Annotated in this window: 15 protein-coding genes; 4 read left to right on the forward strand and 11 right to left on the reverse strand. The window is 35.3% G+C overall.

From position 1 onward, the window contains the following. Positions 1–529: 529 nt before the first annotated feature. From E0F76_RS09885 to E0F76_RS09900, 4 genes are all read right to left on the reverse strand, one after another. A complete protein-coding gene (locus tag E0F76_RS09885; RefSeq protein ID WP_132004980.1) occupies positions 530–1,453 on the reverse strand; it encodes a transporter in 924 nt (307 codons plus the stop codon). Positions 1,454–1,551: 98 nt separating this feature from the next. Further along, positions 1,552–1,794 carry a hypothetical protein gene (locus tag E0F76_RS09890; RefSeq protein ID WP_132004983.1) on the reverse strand — a complete coding sequence of 81 codons (243 nt, stop codon included), beginning with the start codon at positions 1,792–1,794 and terminating at the stop codon, positions 1,552–1,554. Between the two features lie 301 nt (positions 1,795–2,095). Continuing rightward, positions 2,096–2,671 carry a DJ-1/PfpI family protein gene (locus tag E0F76_RS09895; protein WP_132004986.1) on the reverse strand — a complete coding sequence of 192 codons (576 nt, stop codon included), beginning with the start codon at positions 2,669–2,671 and terminating at the stop codon, positions 2,096–2,098. A gap of 291 nt (positions 2,672–2,962) precedes the next feature. Continuing rightward, positions 2,963–4,135: an MFS transporter gene (locus E0F76_RS09900; RefSeq protein ID WP_132005427.1), complete on the reverse strand. Its 1,173-nt coding sequence runs from the start codon at positions 4,133–4,135 to the stop codon at positions 2,963–2,965. A gap of 991 nt (positions 4,136–5,126) precedes the next feature. On the opposite strand from E0F76_RS09900, the gene E0F76_RS09905 reads away from it, so the two are divergent. Together E0F76_RS09905 and E0F76_RS09910 are read left to right on the forward strand one after the other, a co-directional pair. Continuing rightward, positions 5,127–5,963, forward strand: a complete 837-nt coding sequence (locus E0F76_RS09905; protein ID WP_132004989.1) for a hypothetical protein — start codon at positions 5,127–5,129, stop codon at positions 5,961–5,963. Further along, the gene (locus E0F76_RS09910) at positions 5,960–6,586 is read left to right on the forward strand and encodes a hypothetical protein (protein WP_132004992.1); all 627 of its coding nucleotides are present in this window, start codon (positions 5,960–5,962) and stop codon (positions 6,584–6,586) included. The genes E0F76_RS09905 and E0F76_RS09910 overlap by 4 nt, the downstream gene beginning before the upstream one ends. A gap of 199 nt (positions 6,587–6,785) precedes the next feature. On the opposite strand, the gene E0F76_RS09915 is transcribed toward E0F76_RS09910, so the two are convergent. Continuing rightward, positions 6,786–8,243, reverse strand: coding sequence for an FAD-dependent oxidoreductase (locus E0F76_RS09915; protein WP_132004995.1), 1,458 nt, complete (start codon positions 8,241–8,243; stop codon positions 6,786–6,788). Positions 8,244–8,828: 585 nt separating this feature from the next. Between E0F76_RS09915 and E0F76_RS09920 the strand changes: the two genes are divergently transcribed. Next, the gene (locus tag E0F76_RS09920; RefSeq protein ID WP_456236437.1) at positions 8,829–9,263 is read left to right on the forward strand and encodes a group II intron maturase-specific domain-containing protein; all 435 of its coding nucleotides are present in this window, start codon (positions 8,829–8,831) and stop codon (positions 9,261–9,263) included. 82 nt (positions 9,264–9,345) lie between these two features. Here E0F76_RS09920 and E0F76_RS09925 read toward each other — a convergent pair whose 3' ends face one another. From E0F76_RS09925 to E0F76_RS09945, 5 genes are all read right to left on the reverse strand, one after another. Then, the gene (locus E0F76_RS09925) at positions 9,346–9,996 is read right to left on the reverse strand and encodes a hypothetical protein (RefSeq protein WP_132004998.1); all 651 of its coding nucleotides are present in this window, start codon (positions 9,994–9,996) and stop codon (positions 9,346–9,348) included. Between the two features lie 501 nt (positions 9,997–10,497). Then, complete coding sequence (gene secA / locus E0F76_RS09930; protein WP_132005001.1) at positions 10,498–13,842, reverse strand: preprotein translocase subunit SecA; 3,345 nt, start codon at positions 13,840–13,842, stop codon at positions 10,498–10,500. A gap of 99 nt (positions 13,843–13,941) precedes the next feature. Continuing rightward, entirely contained in the window at positions 13,942–14,163 is a 222-nt protein-coding gene (locus E0F76_RS09935; RefSeq protein ID WP_007138072.1) for a DUF2795 domain-containing protein, read from the reverse strand. Between the two features lie 164 nt (positions 14,164–14,327). Beyond that, positions 14,328–14,897, reverse strand: a complete 570-nt coding sequence (locus E0F76_RS09940) for a cob(I)yrinic acid a,c-diamide adenosyltransferase (RefSeq protein ID WP_132005004.1) — start codon at positions 14,895–14,897, stop codon at positions 14,328–14,330. Positions 14,898–15,122: 225 nt separating this feature from the next. Then, a complete protein-coding gene (locus E0F76_RS09945; protein WP_132005007.1) occupies positions 15,123–15,806 on the reverse strand; it encodes an ABC transporter ATP-binding protein in 684 nt (227 codons plus the stop codon). A gap of 357 nt (positions 15,807–16,163) precedes the next feature. Here E0F76_RS09945 and E0F76_RS09950 point away from each other — a divergent pair, with 357 nt between their 5' ends. Continuing rightward, positions 16,164–16,835, forward strand: a complete 672-nt coding sequence (locus tag E0F76_RS09950) for a hypothetical protein (RefSeq protein ID WP_132005010.1) — start codon at positions 16,164–16,166, stop codon at positions 16,833–16,835. Positions 16,836–16,900: 65 nt separating this feature from the next. On the opposite strand, the gene E0F76_RS09955 is transcribed toward E0F76_RS09950, so the two are convergent. Next, positions 16,901–17,680 (reverse strand): O-methyltransferase, encoded by a 780-nt coding sequence (locus E0F76_RS09955; protein WP_132005013.1) that lies wholly within the window; start codon positions 17,678–17,680, stop codon positions 16,901–16,903. Between the last annotated feature and the right edge of the window lie 77 nt (positions 17,681–17,757).

A 17,757-nucleotide genomic window follows, 5' to 3' on the forward strand; every position in this document is an offset into this window, starting at 1 on the left:
AGTCCGTTTAGCTGACAGTTATGATATTATATTCTTCTCAAATGTAAAAAAAAATCCTCAAGTACTATTCGTAATTGAGGATTGAAATTGGAGTATAGTTATTAAAAATCGGAATTTAATAATTCTTAATTTTTTAAAGGTTTTAATTAAAAACATTATTGTCCAATAAAATTAATTCTTTATAAAAGTACAGCCCCTACGGGACAAATCACAGATTACAACTTTCTTACTACCAATATTTAACCTCTACGAGGCAAGCTCCGTTAGGAGCAAAATATTGGTAGAAATAAATCAAGCAAATCCAATCCTAATGTGCAGTAGGGACTGTACCTATTCTGTTTTATCTATTGGGAAAAGAATTAATCGGACAACAATGAATTAACAAATCTAATTTGAATAATAGCCCCGATTAAAGTGAAAATCCTTTTGTCCCGCTTTGTTTTGCGGGACAAAAGATTGCAACGTAAAGCGGGAAATAGGTCAAAAAGTGACGATAATAGTATGCTCCTAAAAACGAATCGAACTCAAGTTAAAAGGATTTTATAATTCCAAAACGCAACCGAACTCCAGCATCATTTTGTTCACCATTCATTTTATTGATGATTGGTACAGAAAGTGTCAAAGGGAAACTCCATTTTTTATGGGAAAGTGTAGTTCCCAAATTGGCAAATCCGAGATAATAGCCTGAGTTTTCATCCACTTCTAAGTCTTCTTTTAACTTGTCTAGTCCTTCGCCATAATAGCCACCAAAAATATTCCAACCAAAATTGGAGGATTTATTTTCTTCTTTTTCATCGATGGAATTTAAACGACCGCCTTCTATTATTTTATAGGATAAGGATAGATTTTGTATGGCAATACTCCCGTAATAATTGTCCTGAAAACCTTTGGTAGTATATTTATAAAGAGCATTGCCAACGAGTGTCATTTTGTCCCAATGTTTTGAAAATAACACACCAACTATAGGGTCATAAGAACCAGAACCTACCACCACAGTAGAGTTGTCGAAATTGGAATTTTTCTGAATTCCGGTTGGTAGTTCAATACCAGCTTGAAGACCAAAATTTAAATTGTTTTTCGAGAAAACAGTGAAAGTCCCCATAAGATTCAAATCGCCAATTCCGTGATTATTTCCGTCATTTGTATGCAGAAATACATAAGGAACCAATGCCGAAATTGTGATTTTATCGGTCACACCATAACGAACACCTAAAGAACTGATGAACATGCTTTTGAGTAGTTTTTCATCATGTTCATGTGCATGACCATCTTGGATTGTTCTATAATCGCCATAAGTTTCAATGACGAATTGTTTTTTTTGTAAAGTAAGAATTCCGTTGTTGTAATCGGTTGAAGTTGCGCTGGCACCTGAAGCGGCACAACAAGCGCATTGGCTGTAAGAAGAGGTAGTAGCAAAAAGAGCTAGAACGAAAAGTAATATTATTTTTTTCATTAGAATTTTGTGTAAATTTTATATAGGGGGATTGTTCCATGGGTTTGAACCTATGAAAAAGTCATTTCAAGAGGGATGAAATGAAAATTAATAAAGATTTATACGAGTGGTGGACGAAAAATTCCTAACTGAATTGATGTTGGTTTTTCGCAATGGAGCGTAATCAAAACTTTAGATTTTTCGCTACTAAATTGTGGAGTAAAATGATTTTTTGAAACAGAATAAATATAAACTAATTCTTGTTTTTCTCTTAAGTTGGCAGCTTCTTTTTTCTCTTTTTCGGCTGCTTTTTTGAGTTGGATAGATAAAAAACATTGACCGTTACAGTGATTGACTTTCATCTGACGTTGAACACACAAGTTCTTTGTAATCTCTTCCTGATGAATCTTAAAATTCAAATAAATAAATACATTGCTTAGTGATGGTACAAGCAATAAAAATGAAATTAATATGGAGTAAAAAAGTTTCAGAAAAGCGAATTTTGTGCGGCAAAAATAGTATATTTTTATAGAGAACTTCTTCCTTTAATGAAAAAAACCCCAACTATTTTCATAATTGAGGATGGGTTGAAAAAGACTTTAAACTATGATGGGTTAAACTAATGAGGATATGTCCTATTGGACGGGATTCTAGCTTTTTGGCTTATATCTTAATTGTTGCTCCCATAAGTTTCAAAAATTCTCTTATAAAACTCGGGTGTGCAGGCCAAGCTGGGGATGTAACAAGATTTCCATCTACATAAGCTCCGTCTACAGGAATCGATTGGAATTCTCCTCCCGCTAAAGTTACTTCTGGACCAACTGCTGGGTATGCCGTTAGTTTTCTTCCTTTTACCACACCGGCAGCAGTCAAAATTTGAATGCCGTGGCAGATGGCAGCAACAGGTTTATTGGTTGAGAAAAAATGCTTTACTAATTCGAGTACTTTTGGGTTTAGTCTTAAATATTCTGGAGCTCTCCCTCCGGCAATCACTAAGCCATCATAATCTTCCACTTTTACAGCATCAAAACTGTAGTTCAACACAAAATTATGTCCTGGTTTTTCAGTATAAGTCTGGTCACCTTCAAAATCATGAATGGCAGTTTTTATAGAATCTCCCTTTTTTTTGTCAGGACAAACGGCATGAACGTCATAGCCAACCATTTCAAGCATTTGAAACGGAACCATCGTTTCATAATCTTCTGTAAAATCTCCAGTTAAGAAAAGTACTTTTTTCATAAAATCTATTTTTTAGTTTGTTTATAAGCGTAAGATAAAGACAATGAAAGTCTCAGAAAAAGACTTTGTTTGACAACTAACAAATATAAAAAAATTGTTGTCTAGAAACTTGTAATTTTGTGTTAATTACTTATTATCAGTAGTTTAATTCTGTTGTATGTGACATCAAAAGTTGGGGTATTCGAGTACTGTTTTTTATTTCATGGTAGCTATGAGAATGTTTATTTTTCATTTTTTTTATAAATCAAAAACCTGCCTAGGATTGGAAACCCAGTGCCGTGCCAATTTTAATTAAAGTTTCGTTTTTTTACTTAACGCCAATAAACCAAGGAAGGGGCCGATGGCTAAAAAGCCAAAGATAAAAGTAGTGTCAATCGTGTTTTTTAGCAAGCTGATTAATTGAATACTAAGGATTGTTATGGCAAAGCCAATACAGTTTACAATGGTAAGCGCTGTTCCTTTTATCTCAGCAGGGGCATTTTGAGCGACTAATGTCGACAGAAGAGGAGAATCGGCAACTACGACCATACCCCAGAAAATTAAGAAAGTTATAAAAAAACCTTCTGATGCTTGTGTAAATAATAATGGACAAATAAGGCAACAAATGCAGGATAAAAATAAGGATATAAAGGCTATGTTTTTAACACCAAAGATTTGTGAGAGATAACCACTAAGTACACATGCAAGTCCTCCAATTCCGATGATTGTAAAAGACAAAACCGAAATGTTAAAGCTTGCTTCATGGTGCAAATTGCTATATGTTTTTAACAATAATGGTGTAAATGCCCAGAAAGCATACAACTCCCACATGTGGCCAAAATAACCAAATGCAGCAGCACGCAAGTTTTGATTTTTAAATACATTAAAGAAAGCCGATAAGTTGATACCTTGACTTTGTTTTCGATACGGACCATCGGGAACTAAAAAGACCATCATCAAACCACCCAGAATGGCTAGAGAAGAAGTTGTAAATAGTACGGCTTTCCATGGAAACCCATTCGTGATTCCTTTTAATAAATGCGGAAAAGCAGTGCCTAGTACTAAGGCGCCAACTAAAAACCCCAAGGATTTGCCCAATCCTTTTTCAAAATAATCAGTGGCTATTTTCATTCCAACAGGGTAAATTCCAGCGAGGAAAAAACCGGTTAAGAATCGTAAAATGAGAATGGAGGTTAAATTATTGCCATCCCATATAATTCCTGCGTTGAATATAGCGCCAAATAAAGCGCTTATCAAGAATACCTTTGAAGGGGAAAAACGATCGGCTATTGTTAATAGTGCAAAAACTAAAGTGCCTAAAATAAAACCAAACTGCACTGCTGAGGTTAAGAATCCCACAGCGTTTTCGTTAAGACCAAAATTGATTACTAAGTCGCTCATTACGGCATTGCTTGCAAACCAAAGTGAGGTACAGCAAAATTGAGCAATAACAATTATAGGGAGTATTATTTTTGTTGGATTCATATCGTTTACAGCTTCTTTTAATTGGCGAAGATTGTTGTTTTCTAGACAAAACAAAATTAGAACATTATTAATAACGAAACTTAACTTTTTAAAATCTTAAGGTGAAAGCGCAATATCATTACGTTTATTTGTTGTTTCGAATTTTATAAGCCTGAGACGACAATTTTTAAGTGTTAATATGTTAAATTATCGATAACTTTAGTTTCCTATTTGGCGATGGAACGGAAAAAAATATGAAAATTATAAGACAATTACAGATACCCAATTAAATGCAGCCAAACCCGTATATATTGAAGAAGCTAGCAAACTTTATACTGATAAATTAAAAAAAGATATTTTAAAGAAAAAACAATGAATTTATAAATCCAATCTACAATGCACATATCGATTTTGGGATTGTCGCCTTCTTCTAATTTATAACAAGTTAAGGGAAATTATAAAACAACAATTTTTCTTTAGGAGCAGAACCATTGGCGATTTCAAGAACGAATCCTCCTGCTCTCGCCTTTATCTCCTCTTCTCGATGTATCGGGAAGAGGAGGATATCGGTTCGATCAGGGCTAAGAATGATATATTGCTTTCATAATTTTAAAACAGTAGTCTTTATGAGATTACTTCTTTTCACATAGCCAATCAGTAAATTGGTGTCAAACTAAATCCTAACCAAAAAAGAAATGTAATTAAAAATTGGAAAGGGCAATTAATTTGGATTTTCCAAGAAATGGCGGCTTCAAAAATCGTACAAAAGAACCTATTTTAGCTGTAATAGCCACACTTAACCAGATACAGTCAAAAGATTTTGTTTTAAAACATCATTCCAAGTATATTTGTAAATATTGAATAATTAGGAAAAATATCCAATTGCGCCCCCAATTCACCACTATTAAAAAAAACTTCAAGAATTTTATTAATGAATAAGTATTGTTTTATATCTATTGTCTTATTAGTACTAACCCATTTAAACCTAGCAGCAAAAAATAATAATTTAAGAATGATAACTATCAATTTGGATAAAGTAGATTTATCTCTTTTATCCAAAAAAACTTTAAGCGAAACCATTAATGATAGTATACAATCGATTCCTAAACTTAAAATGTCTTCTTTAAAAGTTTTAGTTGATAAGGAACTAAAAATTAATAATGGAAGTAAAATCGTAACCTACAGAATATACAATAATGGACGCATAGTAAAATACATTCCTAAAATTGTAAATAAAAAATTGGAGAATAAATACAAATATGTGTATTTTGATAAAGAAGGAAATAAACATGTTTTAGGTATATTTACCATCTTCAAAAAGCCACTATACAAAGGAGATAAAGATAAATTTGTCAATTTAATAAGTCTAGAAGAGGTGCCCAAATATTATAAAGAGGGCAAATATCAATATCATTTTAATGTCGATTCGCCTCGATCCTATTTGAATGAACAAACTTTAGCTGGTTTTTTTGGAGCCATGTTCGAGGTTAATTATTTGGATATCAGTTGTAATGGGTTTAGCCATAATGATGGATCATCCAAGCCGAGTAGGAGTCATATCAATGGGAATAATGGTGATTTTAAATATTTAAGAAAAGATAAATCGTTACCTTGTGGCAAAGGAACTAGTCTAAATATCATAAAAACGCCAGACTCTTTAGATTATGAAAGGCAAAATAAATGGAATGATGCATTGTACAAGTTTGGATGGAAAAGTATGTTAGGCTGGTCCTATAAAATAAAAGGCAAAACACACTATCTCAATCACATTACGCACAAAACTAAAGATCATTACCATCATTTACACGTACAGGGTTTCGAACCCTTATTTAAAGAAATAAAAGAATGAAAAAAAACTTTTTACTTATAATAATAGGATTGTGCACACTTTTTTCTTGCAAAAAGACGAGCGAAAAGGCAGAGACAATAAGCACATCAATTCATGCAAAAAAGAAAGAAATTTATACTAGTGCAGACACTAAAAGCTATTTGGATTTCGATAAAGAATTTAACGAATATAAAATTGCAGCTGTAAAAGATCCTCAAAAATTTTCAACTGAAGAAATGGCTTTTGAGGTAAAAGAAAATGATTTTAATTTTACTAAATCGGATCATTTTGATTATTATACCATCAAATCGTTCGACCTTGGAGATACCAATTTTAAAGTTATTTTGTATTCCACTTTTGGTGAAAATGATAGTAAGGTGGCCAATATTCAACTGAATAGTTATCGATCTGGTGTTCAGGTTGACGCGTTGTTGTTGGATAGTAGATTTGAATTTGAAACTGAATATTACCGCAATTTTGTAATAAAAAACGACAAGACGATTGAAATTAAAAAAATGTCAGTCGACAAATTGCTTTATAATGTAAAAGGAGATATTATAGGCAATAGAAAAGTAAATGATACTTTGATTGATGTCGTTTCGTACAAAGTAAATCCCAAGGGTGAGTTCTTAAAGTTATTATAAGTTACTTTTGATTTATATAACAAGAGGTTTCTTCTATCTAATTCAAACGACTTCGTACTCACAATTACATTCGATTTTAACCTTTTCTAAGTTAAGTTTGTTGGCAGATAGGTAGACAATGTAATCAGTATTCTATAATTATCGGAATCGCAGTGCTAACCCTATTTTTAATTATTTTTTTAAGTTATACGGTGACTAGTTATGCGTCTTTTCTCTTTAAAATACGCCCTCTCGGTTCATCGCCTTCATGAAGCACAATTTCGGAATGCAAGAACTCTGCAGCGGCAGCAGAATCGCTAACTTTTGAAGCGCTGCGTGCTAACATTTCTGATTCAAACTTCGTTAATACACTATCTCTCAGTCCCGCTTTTTTCCATTGCGATAAAGACCAACATCCACTAGAAATAGCCCGAGCTAGCGAGAGTGCGTCTAGCAACGCTTGATTTGCCCCCTGTCCTTTGAATGGACTCATTGGGTGAGCAGCGTCACCAATCAGTGTTATTGGTCCGCCTTTCTCTAACAATTCTGATTGGAGTAATTCTCGGTCATATACAGGGTATCCAGAAATTTGAGTTTTCAGCGTCGCTTTTAAAATCTGTGGAATGGGATCGTGCCATTGTGTTCTACGACACGCTTCTTTCTTGAGGGCTTGCGGTCCTTGAGCACTTAATACCATCGCCTCTTTTTCGGACATTGGGAAGCTCAATTGCCACATCACCGAGTCAGACGAATAGGGCATCACGTAGATTCGTTCATTGCCATTGGCAGTTTGAAATACAGTGGCCGAGTCCAGCAAACTACTATTCAGCCCTTCGAGCGCACTCAAAGGACAAATACCCAATATCACAATACAACCAAGGTAACGTAAAGGAGTAATACCGTCACCAAGAAGCAACTTGCGCACCGAACTGCGAATACCATCGGCACCAACCACAAGATCTGCTTTGGCATGCTGAATCTCTCCATTCACTTGAAAACTCAGGTCGACTCCTCCGCCTTCAGATGCTACAAAATCGACTAGCTGGTGTCCCCATTGTACCGCATCATGTCCGCCAAGTTGCTCCAGCAGTGCCAAGCGCAAAGACTGCCGTGCGATATGCACATTAGTACGTTTTGAAGTTATTTTTACATCTGACTGCATTAATTTTCGGATTCCCCATTCCCCAATCACTTTTCCTGTTGTAGTATGAACGAGATGTCTTGTTGAAATCACTCCTTCATCTAAAGAGAAAATACCCAATCCCTCGATTGCTTTACTCGCTTGTTGCAAGGTGAGACCATAACCCTGAGCTCGAGCTTCGAAGTTAGTATCACGTTCATAAAGGGTAAAAGGGATGCTGCGGTGCAAACAAGCCACAGCGAGAGCCACTCCTCCAATACCTCCACCAATAATAGCAAGGTGAGGGTAGTTTTCTGTATCCGCTATTGGTTGGCTATCGGAATGAAGCAAGCCAGAACCACCACATTTCAAGCAGGAGTGAAGGTGAGCTGTAGGACGAATTGGTGGCGTCCCTTCGTCTTTCAACTTGTCAAAATGATCAAGTGCCCGCTGGTAGTCGAGTCGTGCTTTCTTAGGGAGTCCCCGACTTTTTTTGCCACGCCCCTTACATTCGGGGCAAATAGTCCAACATGTAGCTAAATTTTCCGCTTTTTTCACTTCTTCATAATTTAACTTGAATTTTCAAGCAAGGCCACAAAGATAGAATTTTTAAATTTCTTGGTTATTTTAATAATGGGCCAGATGAAAGAATTGGTGAGTAGAATTGGACTTTTCGCTTTGGACATAATCTCGACTGCGCTCGATTTCACAAAAAGCCATCTTTTACTTTAAAATGTGCTGTCAAGTCGGGCGCAGTCGAGACTCTTTTTTAGGTAAAGTGTTAGGACTCCCGTTTTCTCGAATATGCACATATATGTTCTAAAGGATAGCGCAGAATTGTATTCTGTGCCCATTCCTATTAGCAACTAAAACAAATCTAACGCAATTACCTTTTACTCATAATCTAGTCCTGTATCATTTCTTTCGTAACTATTTTAATAATCATCGGAAAATTATAAATTGCTCAACATTGTGGGCACGGAATAGAATTCCGCGCTATCCGGTTACTAGAAATTTACTTCATAACCGCGCGATCGGGATATCCGAGCGATCGGAGTTAGACGTCCTGTACACTTCACATTGTTGGGATTTGGATTTGTGCCTACGTACAAGAAAGGAAGTAAGAACGATTACCAATTGGTGGTGGCAGAAAAGGCATGGGAAAAGCTGAAAGAAAGACTCAAAAGCATCAGCCGAAAGACCGCGCCAGTGAAGCTAGAAGAGCGTATTGCCAAAATAAAAGAAGTGCAACGAGGATGGTTAAACTATTTTCGGGGAACGAGTATTATGGCAAAACTACGAGCTTTAGATGGCTGGCTGCGAAACCGACTTCGATATTGCATTTGGCACGATTGGAAAAAACCTGAGAGAAAGAGAAAGAATCTCATACGATTGGGAATTGACCAAGACCACGCTTATGCATTTAGTCGCACTCGCAAAGGCGGTTGGGCAATTGCGCAAAGTCCAATTTTAGGCTCAACCATTACTTTAAAACGCCTAAAACAAAAAGGCTATCAATCCTTAACCGATGTTTACATCGAACTTAACCCATCACTTTGCGAACCGCCGTATACGTGATCCGTACGTACGGTGGTGTGAGAGGCGCACTCCGTCAGTTTCTGGCGGAGCCGTCTACTCGATTGGCAGATAGCCAGTTTATTTATTTCAGTATTCTATATAAAATCCAGATTACTATAAATATTCCGCCTAATATTAATATTCTGTTTCCTTGTTTTCTGTCATTTTCTGAATAGGCATAAATTCGGTTTCCATTAGGTAATGTTTTTTTATATGTCAATAAATGCCAACCAATAAAAACGCCTAAAAGTCCACCCAAAATAGCACAAATATATCCAATGATTATATATATATTTTGCCCTTCTTCGGGTTTCGATAGTTCAACAATTCGTTGTTTTTTAATTTCATTTATTTGCTCATCGGTAATTTCATTTCCTCTTTCTTTTAACAATTTATGAGCAAGTTCAACGTCAAATTTATTCCATTCATCACTTTTTTCAATTACATCGATTAGTTCTTCGTCTGAGAAACTAAACAAGTAATAATCATCTTGAATTTCATTTATTTCTGCTTTCGCTTTTTCGCTCAAAATAACGTTCGCTTTTTCGAAATCAATCTTTTTAATTTTCACGCAATATTCTTTTCCGAACTCATTGTTTGAAAGAATTGGGTCAAAGTTTATTGAAATGTTTTCAAGTAGATTTTCTATTTTATTTTCGTTTAATAAGCATCCAAAATCTATGGCTAAACTTTCAGTGTTAAATTTCTGAAATATTATAAATTCTTCTTTCATTTACTTTTGGTTGTTGAATTCTGCATTTTTTCTACTGGTTTCTGCCATCTTGTATGTAGGTCTGACGATGTTCGACTTATCACCCCAATTTTGGGTAGATAGGTTTGATAAAAGTAAGGCTTTATTTTTGTCCAAATGTATAAATTAATCTCCGAAAAAACTGATGTTAATTTTGTAATTTGGTGTTCCTCAAAGATAATTTGTTCCAATAAATAAATTTTACGGGAAACCGTAAATGGAGTTATTTTGCACAAAATACCTAGCCCCGGTAGCAGTGAAAACCGATGCAGGTAGAGAACCGCTTTTTCTGGTGGTGGCAGAGCGACCAACGGAAGCTCCTGCCAGCGCCTAGAAAAAGAGTTCGAGACCAAAGAGGTTGCAACGGATGGCGGGATTAGCTCCTAAATAGATAAACAAAAAAATCCCCAACTACTTTCGTAATTGGGGATAAGATTATTTATTGGGTCTGCAATCTGAAAACTGCAACCTGAATTCTGCTAACTAGTGAACTAAAACCCAAGCTCCGCTAGCGATTAGGCTTTCGGCTTTTTTGTATTTCATTTCTTGTGTTTGACCACTAGCAACGTTTTGAACCATTACGGTATCATTGCGATTGATTTTTGGTTGGTCGCGAACTATTGTTTCTGTAACCTGACGTTGTTGTGTTTGTCCCGCTTCACGATTGGCGCTTTCGCTATTCACAATTTCGTCTTTAGAGGTTTTATAATTTTCTTTATGACGTACTTCTTTGGCTTCTTGAATGGCAGGAGCGGCTACTTGTTGCGGTAAATCACCTTTGAACAAGAACGAAATTACTTCTTTGTTCACCCCATTCAACATCGAGCTAAACAAATTGTAAGCTTCGAATTTGTAGATAAGCAAAGGATCTTTTTGTTCGTGAACGGCCAATTGAACGGATTGTTTCAATTCGTCCATTTTACGCAAGTGTTTTTTCCAAGCTTCATCAACTATGGATAGTGTGATGTTTTTTTCGAAATCAGCAACAAGTTGTTTTCCATGAGTTTCATAGGCTTTTTTCAAGTCTGTAACCACATTCAACGATTTTATTCCATCGGTAAACGGAACAATAATGCGTTCGTATTGGTTGTTTTTATCTTCATAAACATTGCTGATAATTGGGAATGCTTCTCTTGCACTGCGCTCCGTTTTCTCAGTATAGAATTGAGAAGCTGCTTTGTATACTTTTGAAGTTAATTCAATATCGGTAAGTTTGCTAAATTCACTTTCAGTAATTGGGGAAGTGATAGAGAAATAACGAATCAATTCGAATTCGAAGTTTTTGAAATCGTTAGTCGGTTTGTTATCGCTCACAATTAAGTCGCAGGTATCATACAACATATTCGCAATATCTACTTTCAAACGTTCCCCGTGTAAAGCATGACGACGACGTTTGTACACCACTTCACGTTGGGCATTCATCACATCATCGTATTCCAATAAACGTTTACGAACACCAAAATTGTTTTCTTCTACTTTTTTCTGCGCACGTTCGATAGATTTTGTCATCATAGAATGTTGGATTACTTCTCCTTCTTCTAATCCCATTCTGTCCATCACTTTGGCGACTCTTTCGGATCCAAACAAACGCATTAAGTTGTCTTCAAGCGAAACATAAAATTGAGAACTTCCCACATCTCCTTGACGACCAGCACGACCACGTAACTGACGGTCTACACGACGCGAATCGTGACGTTCAGTACCCACGATGGCCAAACCTCCAGCAGCTTTCACCTCGGCAGATAATTTAATATCCGTTCCACGACCAGCCATGTTGGTTGCAATAGTTACTACGCCAGGTTTTCCAGCTTCTTCTACAATTTGTGCTTCTTGCTTGTGCATTTTTGCATTCAAAACGTTGTGAGCTACCCCACGCATTTTTAGCATTCTGCTCAATAATTCCGAAATCTCAACAGAGGTTGTACCAATTAAAACGGGTCTTCCTGCTTTGGATAATTCGGTTACATCCTCGATAACGGCATTGAATTTTTCACGAGTGGTTTTATAAATAAAATCCTCTTTGTCTTTTCTCGCCATTGGTCTGTTGGTAGGAATTTCTACCACATCCAATTTGTATATTTCCCAAAGTTCCCCAGCTTCTGTAACTGCAGTTCCAGTCATACCAGCCAATTTGCTGTACATTCTGAAATAGTTCTGTAGTGTAACTGTTGCAAAAGTTTGAGTAGCATCTTCGATTTTTACATTTTCTTTGGCTTCGATGGCTTGGTGTAATCCGTCAGAATAACGACGACCATCCATGATACGTCCTGTTTGCTCATCGACAATCATAATCTTGTTGTCCATGATTACATATTCTACATCTTTTTCAAAAAGAGAATAGGCTTTAAGCAACTGTGTCAAGGTATGAATACGCTCGCTTTTGATTCCGAAATCTTGAAATAATCTTTCTTTTTCTTCGGCTTCTGCGTCTTTGTCTAAATTCTTTTTTTCGATGGCAGCAATTTCAGTTCCAATATCTGGAAGAACGAAAAAGTCACTGTCTGTGTCTCCAGAAAGGAATTGAACTCCATTATCTGTCAATTCTACTTGATTGTTTTTTTCTTCAATAACAAAATACAAAGCCGCATCGACTTTTGGCATTTCTTTATTGTTGTTCTCCATATAGGAGTTTTCGGTTTTTTGAAGCAATTGTTTGATTCCTTCTTCACTCAAATATTTGATTAAGGCTTTGTTTTTAGGCAAAGCTCTATACGCGCGAAGCAAGATAAAACCACCTTCTTTTGTATTTCCTTCTTTAATTAATTTCTTAGCTTCTGATAGGAAACCATTGGCTAATTGTCTTTGAAGTGCGACAAGGTTTTCGATTTTTGGTTTCAATTCGGTAAACTCGTGACGATCTCCTTCTGGAACAGGTCCAGAAATAATCAATGGTGTACGAGCATCATCAATTAATACCGAATCGACCTCATCGACGATGGCATAATTGTGTTTTCTTTGCACCAAGTCATTTGGCGAATGTGCCATGTTATCTCTTAAATAATCAAAACCAAACTCATTGTTGGTTCCGTAAGTGATATCAGAATCGTAAGCTTTTTTTCTACCTTCCGAATTGGGTTGGTGGTTGTCGATACAGTCAACAGTCATACCGTGGAATTCGAAAAGTGGCGCTTTCCAAGTACTATCTCGTTTTGCCAAGTAATCATTAACGGTTACTAAATGCACTCCGTTTCCAGTTAAGGCATTCAAATAAAGCGGTAAAGTAGCCACTAAGGTTTTTCCTTCTCCTGTTTGCATTTCGGCAATTTTACCTTCGTGCAATACCATCCCACCAATCAATTGGACATCATAATGAATCATATCCCAAGTAATTTGCTTTCCAGCAGCATTCCAGGAATTAGACCATATTGCATTGTCGCCTTCAATTGTAATATAACTTTTTGATGGTGAAAGCTCGCGGTCTTTGGCAGTTGCCGTTACTTTAATTTCAGTGTTGTCCTTGAAACGACGAGCCGTTTCTTTTACAACTGCGAAAGCTTCTGGAAGAATTTCCATCAAGGTTTTTTCAGAAATGTCGTAAGCTTCTTTTTCTAAAGCATCAATAGCCAAGTAAATATCTTCGCGTTTGTCGATATCTTCAATGCCTTCAGCTTCCGTTTTTAAGGAAGTGATTTTAAGATCTTTTTCTGAACGATCTTGTTTTATTTTTTCTTTGAAAAAGATGGTTTTTGCTCTTAATTCGTCATTCGACAATGCGGTTAACGCACTTTCGAAAGTTTTAATTTTTACTAAATAAGGTTGTAAAGCCTTTACATCTTTCTCCGATTTATCGCCAACAAAGGCTTTAAGTAAGCTATTTATGAAACTCATAATCTATTTGTATTTCTATATTGTATTTCTATATTTAAAATCAGTGTAAATTTAAACAAAAAAAAAGCCTCTTTAGAGACTTTTTCTTGGGATATTTTTTTAATATTCGTCCTCATTCCAAAGATAATCTTCGTCTGTGGGATAATCTGGCCATATTTCTTCCATCGATTCATATATCTCGCCTTCATCTTCTATAGACTGTAGGTTTTCTACTACTTCTAATGGAGCTCCTGCTCTAATAGCGTAATCGATAAGTTCATCTTTGTTAGCTGGCCACGGTGCATCGCTTAGGTAGGATGCTAATTCTAATGTCCAATACATCTTTTGTCTGTTTAGTTTTGTGCAAAAATAAATTTTTTACTGAAAAAGACAAGTAAAAATTCATTTATTTTTTTGTTAAAGATAAGAACGTATTTTTAAAGTGTTCAGTATTCGGTGTTCAGTGTTCAGTTTTTAACTGCAAATCGATCACTGATCACTGACCACTATTTCCTCGGGATCCATTTTATTTCCTCCGCTTGCAGGTCAAATGACAACTTTCGTGCCAACACAAAAAGGTAGTCAGAAAGTCGGTTTAAGTATTTAATTGTCATCTCAGAAATGGGTTCGATATGGTCTAAATGCACAGCTAGTCGTTCTGCTCGACGACAAACACAACGCGCAATATGACAATATGACACTGTAGTATGTCCTCCAGGTAAGACAAAATGCGTCATTGGCGGAAGCGCTTTTTCCATGGTGTCGATTTCATTTTCGAGTAATTCGAGATCACTTTCTATAATCCCAAGGTTTTTCAATCGGTTTTCACCACTTTTCAAAACTTCTTTTTCTGGTGGAGTGGCAAGAATGGCGCCTACAGTAAACAATCGATCCTGAATTTCAATCAGAATGTTTTTATAATGAGGACTCATTTCCTGGTCCCGAATTAACCCAATGTGGGAATTTAATTCGTCAACGGTTCCATAACTTTCTATTCGAATATGATCTTTGGGAACCCGTGTTCCTCCAAAAAGTGCTGTGGTACCGCCATCGCCGGTTTTAGTGTAAATTTTCATTTTGATTTAGGAATTTTGATTTGAGATTTAGGATTTTAGATTTTCTATCTGAACTCTAAAATTTGTAATCTAAAATTATTTTGAGGTCTAGCTCTTCTAATTCACCTAGGGTTAAAGAATAAATCTAAGATTTTAATTATTGTAGATTTCCGCTGATCACTGTTTAATTTTATTTTTAACTGACCACTGACCACTGACCACTGACCACTGACCACTGCACAAGGATCACTTGGTAATGTCACTTTCTATCATTCCGTCTCTTAAGCGAATTATTCTATTGGCGTGTTCGGCAATTTCTTCTTCGTGAGTTACAACAATAATAGTATTCCCGTTGTTGTGAATTTCGGCTAAGAGTTTCATGATTTCTTCTGAAGTTTTGCTGTCTAAATTTCCAGTGGGTTCATCAGCAAGAATGATAGAAGGGTTGTTTACCAATGCTCTGGCAATGGCAACACGCTGGCGTTGACCTCCTGAAAGTTGATTGGGTTGATGCAATATTCTATCTCCAAGACTTACTTGCTCTAAAACTTCAGTAGCTCTTATTCTTCTTTCGGCTTTTGAATATCCTGCATAAACCATGGGCAAAGCCACATTTTCGAGCGCTGTGGTTCGAGGTAAAAGATTAAAAGTTTGAAATACAAAGCCAATTTCTTTATTTCGAATTTCCGCTAATTCATCATCTTTCATCTTACTTACATCTTTTCCGTTAAGAATATAGTTCCCGGAAGTTGGCGTATCTAAACATCCCAAAAGATTCATTAAGGTTGATTTTCCTGATCCTGAAGGACCCATTAGTGCAACATATTCTCCTTTATTTATTTCTAAATCAATGCCTTTTAATACATAAACGATTTCATCTCCAAGAACAAAATCTCGTTTGATATTGGTAATTTTTATTAGTGGCTTCATTTTGATTTAGGAATAGGGATTGACGATTTATAATTTCAGATTTTAAAAGTACAAAATACATTTTATATAGGTTGATTGAAATCTGTATTCGTTACATAATTTCACAATTTAAAAACACATTTTTTTTCTTGATTCGAGTTTGAATTTTAGAATTTCCTGTTTTGGTGGATTATCGATGATTTTAATACAAAGAAACTGTAATTAAAGGTTTATATAATTTTGATACAAATTTATACAATTCACGCTTTATGTGAAATTATTTCATAATTAAATATATTATTATCATAATTACCAGTTATGCATTGTTGATATTGCATTATATGTTATATTTGTTTAAATATTTAACAAAAAGAAACTATGAAAAAAAGAAAATTATTTATTGGAATTGCGATTATCGCAGTAGGGTTTACATCATGTAAGGATGAAAAAGAAACTCAAGCAAAGAAATCAGTTGACACCTACGTTGTATATGTAGACTCAGTTGAAAATGTTGCTATTGAAGACGTCAGAACTAATTGGCAAGCTATTGATGCTGCTTATCAATTAAAAATGAATGAAGCAGAAACCGGTTTGGCAAATTTAAAAGAAAGTGCTGCTGAACAGGAAAAGATAAATGCTAGTAAAGCTAAATATGAAGATTTAAAAACAAAAGTTCAGGTCGATTTGCAAGCTGCCAGTCCTAATCCTATGACTAATACTAAACAAAATTTAAGAAATGCTTTGTTTGGTGAAGGGAAAGTAGGAGACGATATGAATTTTGATTGGGTAAATGCCTCTAATATTCACGAAGTGTACCAATTATTTGTTCACACAGCTGAAGATAATAAAGATAAATATACTCGTGAAGATTGGGACGAAATCAAATTGATGTACGAAGCTTTAGACAGTAGAAAAAACACTGTTGAAAAAGAAGGTCTTTCAGCTTCAGATAATAGAAAAATAGCAGGCTTAAAATTCAAATTTGCACCGATGTTGAAAGTAAATAGAATGGGAGCTAAATCTGAAGAAATGACTAAAGCAAAACAATAATTTGATAATTTAATTTGTTAGTTATTAATTCAGAAAAAAGGATGGTCAGTAATGGCTGTCCTTTTTTAGGTTCTAATCACAAAATGCTCTTTGGGTTGTTCTCTTCTAAAGAACACCAATCCCCATTGAAAAGTATCGATTGTCACAGTCACTTTTGGATGGGTTTTAATAATTTCCCAAGCTTCTTCCATTTCTTTTGACCAATGAATATCGTCGAAAATCCAAACTGTGTCGTTAGTAATTGTAGGTAATAATAATTCAAAATAGTCTAGTGTGGCCTGTTTTTGGTGGTTGCCGTCGAAGTATATGAGGTTGTAAGTTGTAGGTTGTAAGTTATTTGTCTTGAAGTATGTTGAAAATTCCGTTCTTAAAGATACTACATTATTGATATTGAATTTTTGCAATTGCAATTGACATTGATTTGCAGTATTAGGGCATCCTTCTAATGTTATTATTTTTGTTTTCGGATTTCCTAATGCTAGGGCAGAAGTAGCTAACCCTAATGAAGTTCCTAATTCTAAAACCGAATCGGGTTGAAAATAATTCGTGATTCGGTATAATAATTCAGCTCTTTTTCGGCTAATTCCTGCTGTTTTAGCAATCTTTGCAATTGGTCTTGTTTTCGAATTAAAAATTTTCGATCCCGCACCAAAATCAGTTACATCAATAGTTTCTTTGTTTTCTAAAAGGGATTTCCGATAGTTTTTTAAAACTTGATATTCAGGTTTGTCTTTTTTATCATAAAAACATTTAGTAATCAAACTAAATACAAAAGGCGAATGAACAGCGTGTTCGTTCTTAGAATTCCAAAGGAATTTGATATAGGATTTGATTTGGAATATCATATAGACTTTTATAAAACAAGTACGAAGGTACTAAGATATTAGTCCAAAGTCCAAAGTCTTAAAGTCGAATGTTTTGA

It is taken from the genome of Flavobacterium cellulosilyticum (genome assembly GCF_004349355.1).
GTDB lineage: Bacteria > Bacteroidota > Bacteroidia > Flavobacteriales > Flavobacteriaceae > Flavobacterium > Flavobacterium cellulosilyticum.

Excerpts from the sequence above, each read along its gene's own strand:
- E0F76_RS09885 (WP_132004980.1), bottom strand. The coding sequence starts at position 1,453 with ATGAAAAAAATAATATTACTTTTCGTTCTAGCTCTTTTTGCTACTACC.
- E0F76_RS09890 (WP_132004983.1), bottom strand. The coding sequence starts at position 1,794 with ATGAAAGTCAATCACTGTAACGGTCAATGTTTTTTATCTATCCAACTC.
- E0F76_RS09895 (WP_132004986.1), bottom strand. The coding sequence starts at position 2,671 with ATGAAAAAAGTACTTTTCTTAACTGGAGATTTTACAGAAGATTATGAA.
- E0F76_RS09900 (WP_132005427.1), bottom strand. The coding sequence starts at position 4,135 with ATGAATCCAACAAAAATAATACTCCCTATAATTGTTATTGCTCAATTT.
- E0F76_RS09905 (WP_132004989.1), top strand. The coding sequence starts at position 5,127 with ATGATAACTATCAATTTGGATAAAGTAGATTTATCTCTTTTATCCAAA.
- E0F76_RS09910 (WP_132004992.1), top strand. The coding sequence starts at position 5,960 with ATGAAAAAAAACTTTTTACTTATAATAATAGGATTGTGCACACTTTTT.
- E0F76_RS09925 (WP_132004998.1), bottom strand. The coding sequence starts at position 9,996 with ATGAAAGAAGAATTTATAATATTTCAGAAATTTAACACTGAAAGTTTA.
- secA (WP_132005001.1), bottom strand. The coding sequence starts at position 13,842 with ATGAGTTTCATAAATAGCTTACTTAAAGCCTTTGTTGGCGATAAATCG.
- E0F76_RS09935 (WP_007138072.1), bottom strand. The coding sequence starts at position 14,163 with ATGTATTGGACATTAGAATTAGCATCCTACCTAAGCGATGCACCGTGG.
- E0F76_RS09940 (WP_132005004.1), bottom strand. The coding sequence starts at position 14,897 with ATGAAAATTTACACTAAAACCGGCGATGGCGGTACCACAGCACTTTTT.
- E0F76_RS09945 (WP_132005007.1), bottom strand. The coding sequence starts at position 15,806 with ATGAAGCCACTAATAAAAATTACCAATATCAAACGAGATTTTGTTCTT.
- E0F76_RS09950 (WP_132005010.1), top strand. The coding sequence starts at position 16,164 with ATGAAAAAAAGAAAATTATTTATTGGAATTGCGATTATCGCAGTAGGG.
- E0F76_RS09955 (WP_132005013.1), bottom strand. The coding sequence starts at position 17,680 with ATGATATTCCAAATCAAATCCTATATCAAATTCCTTTGGAATTCTAAG.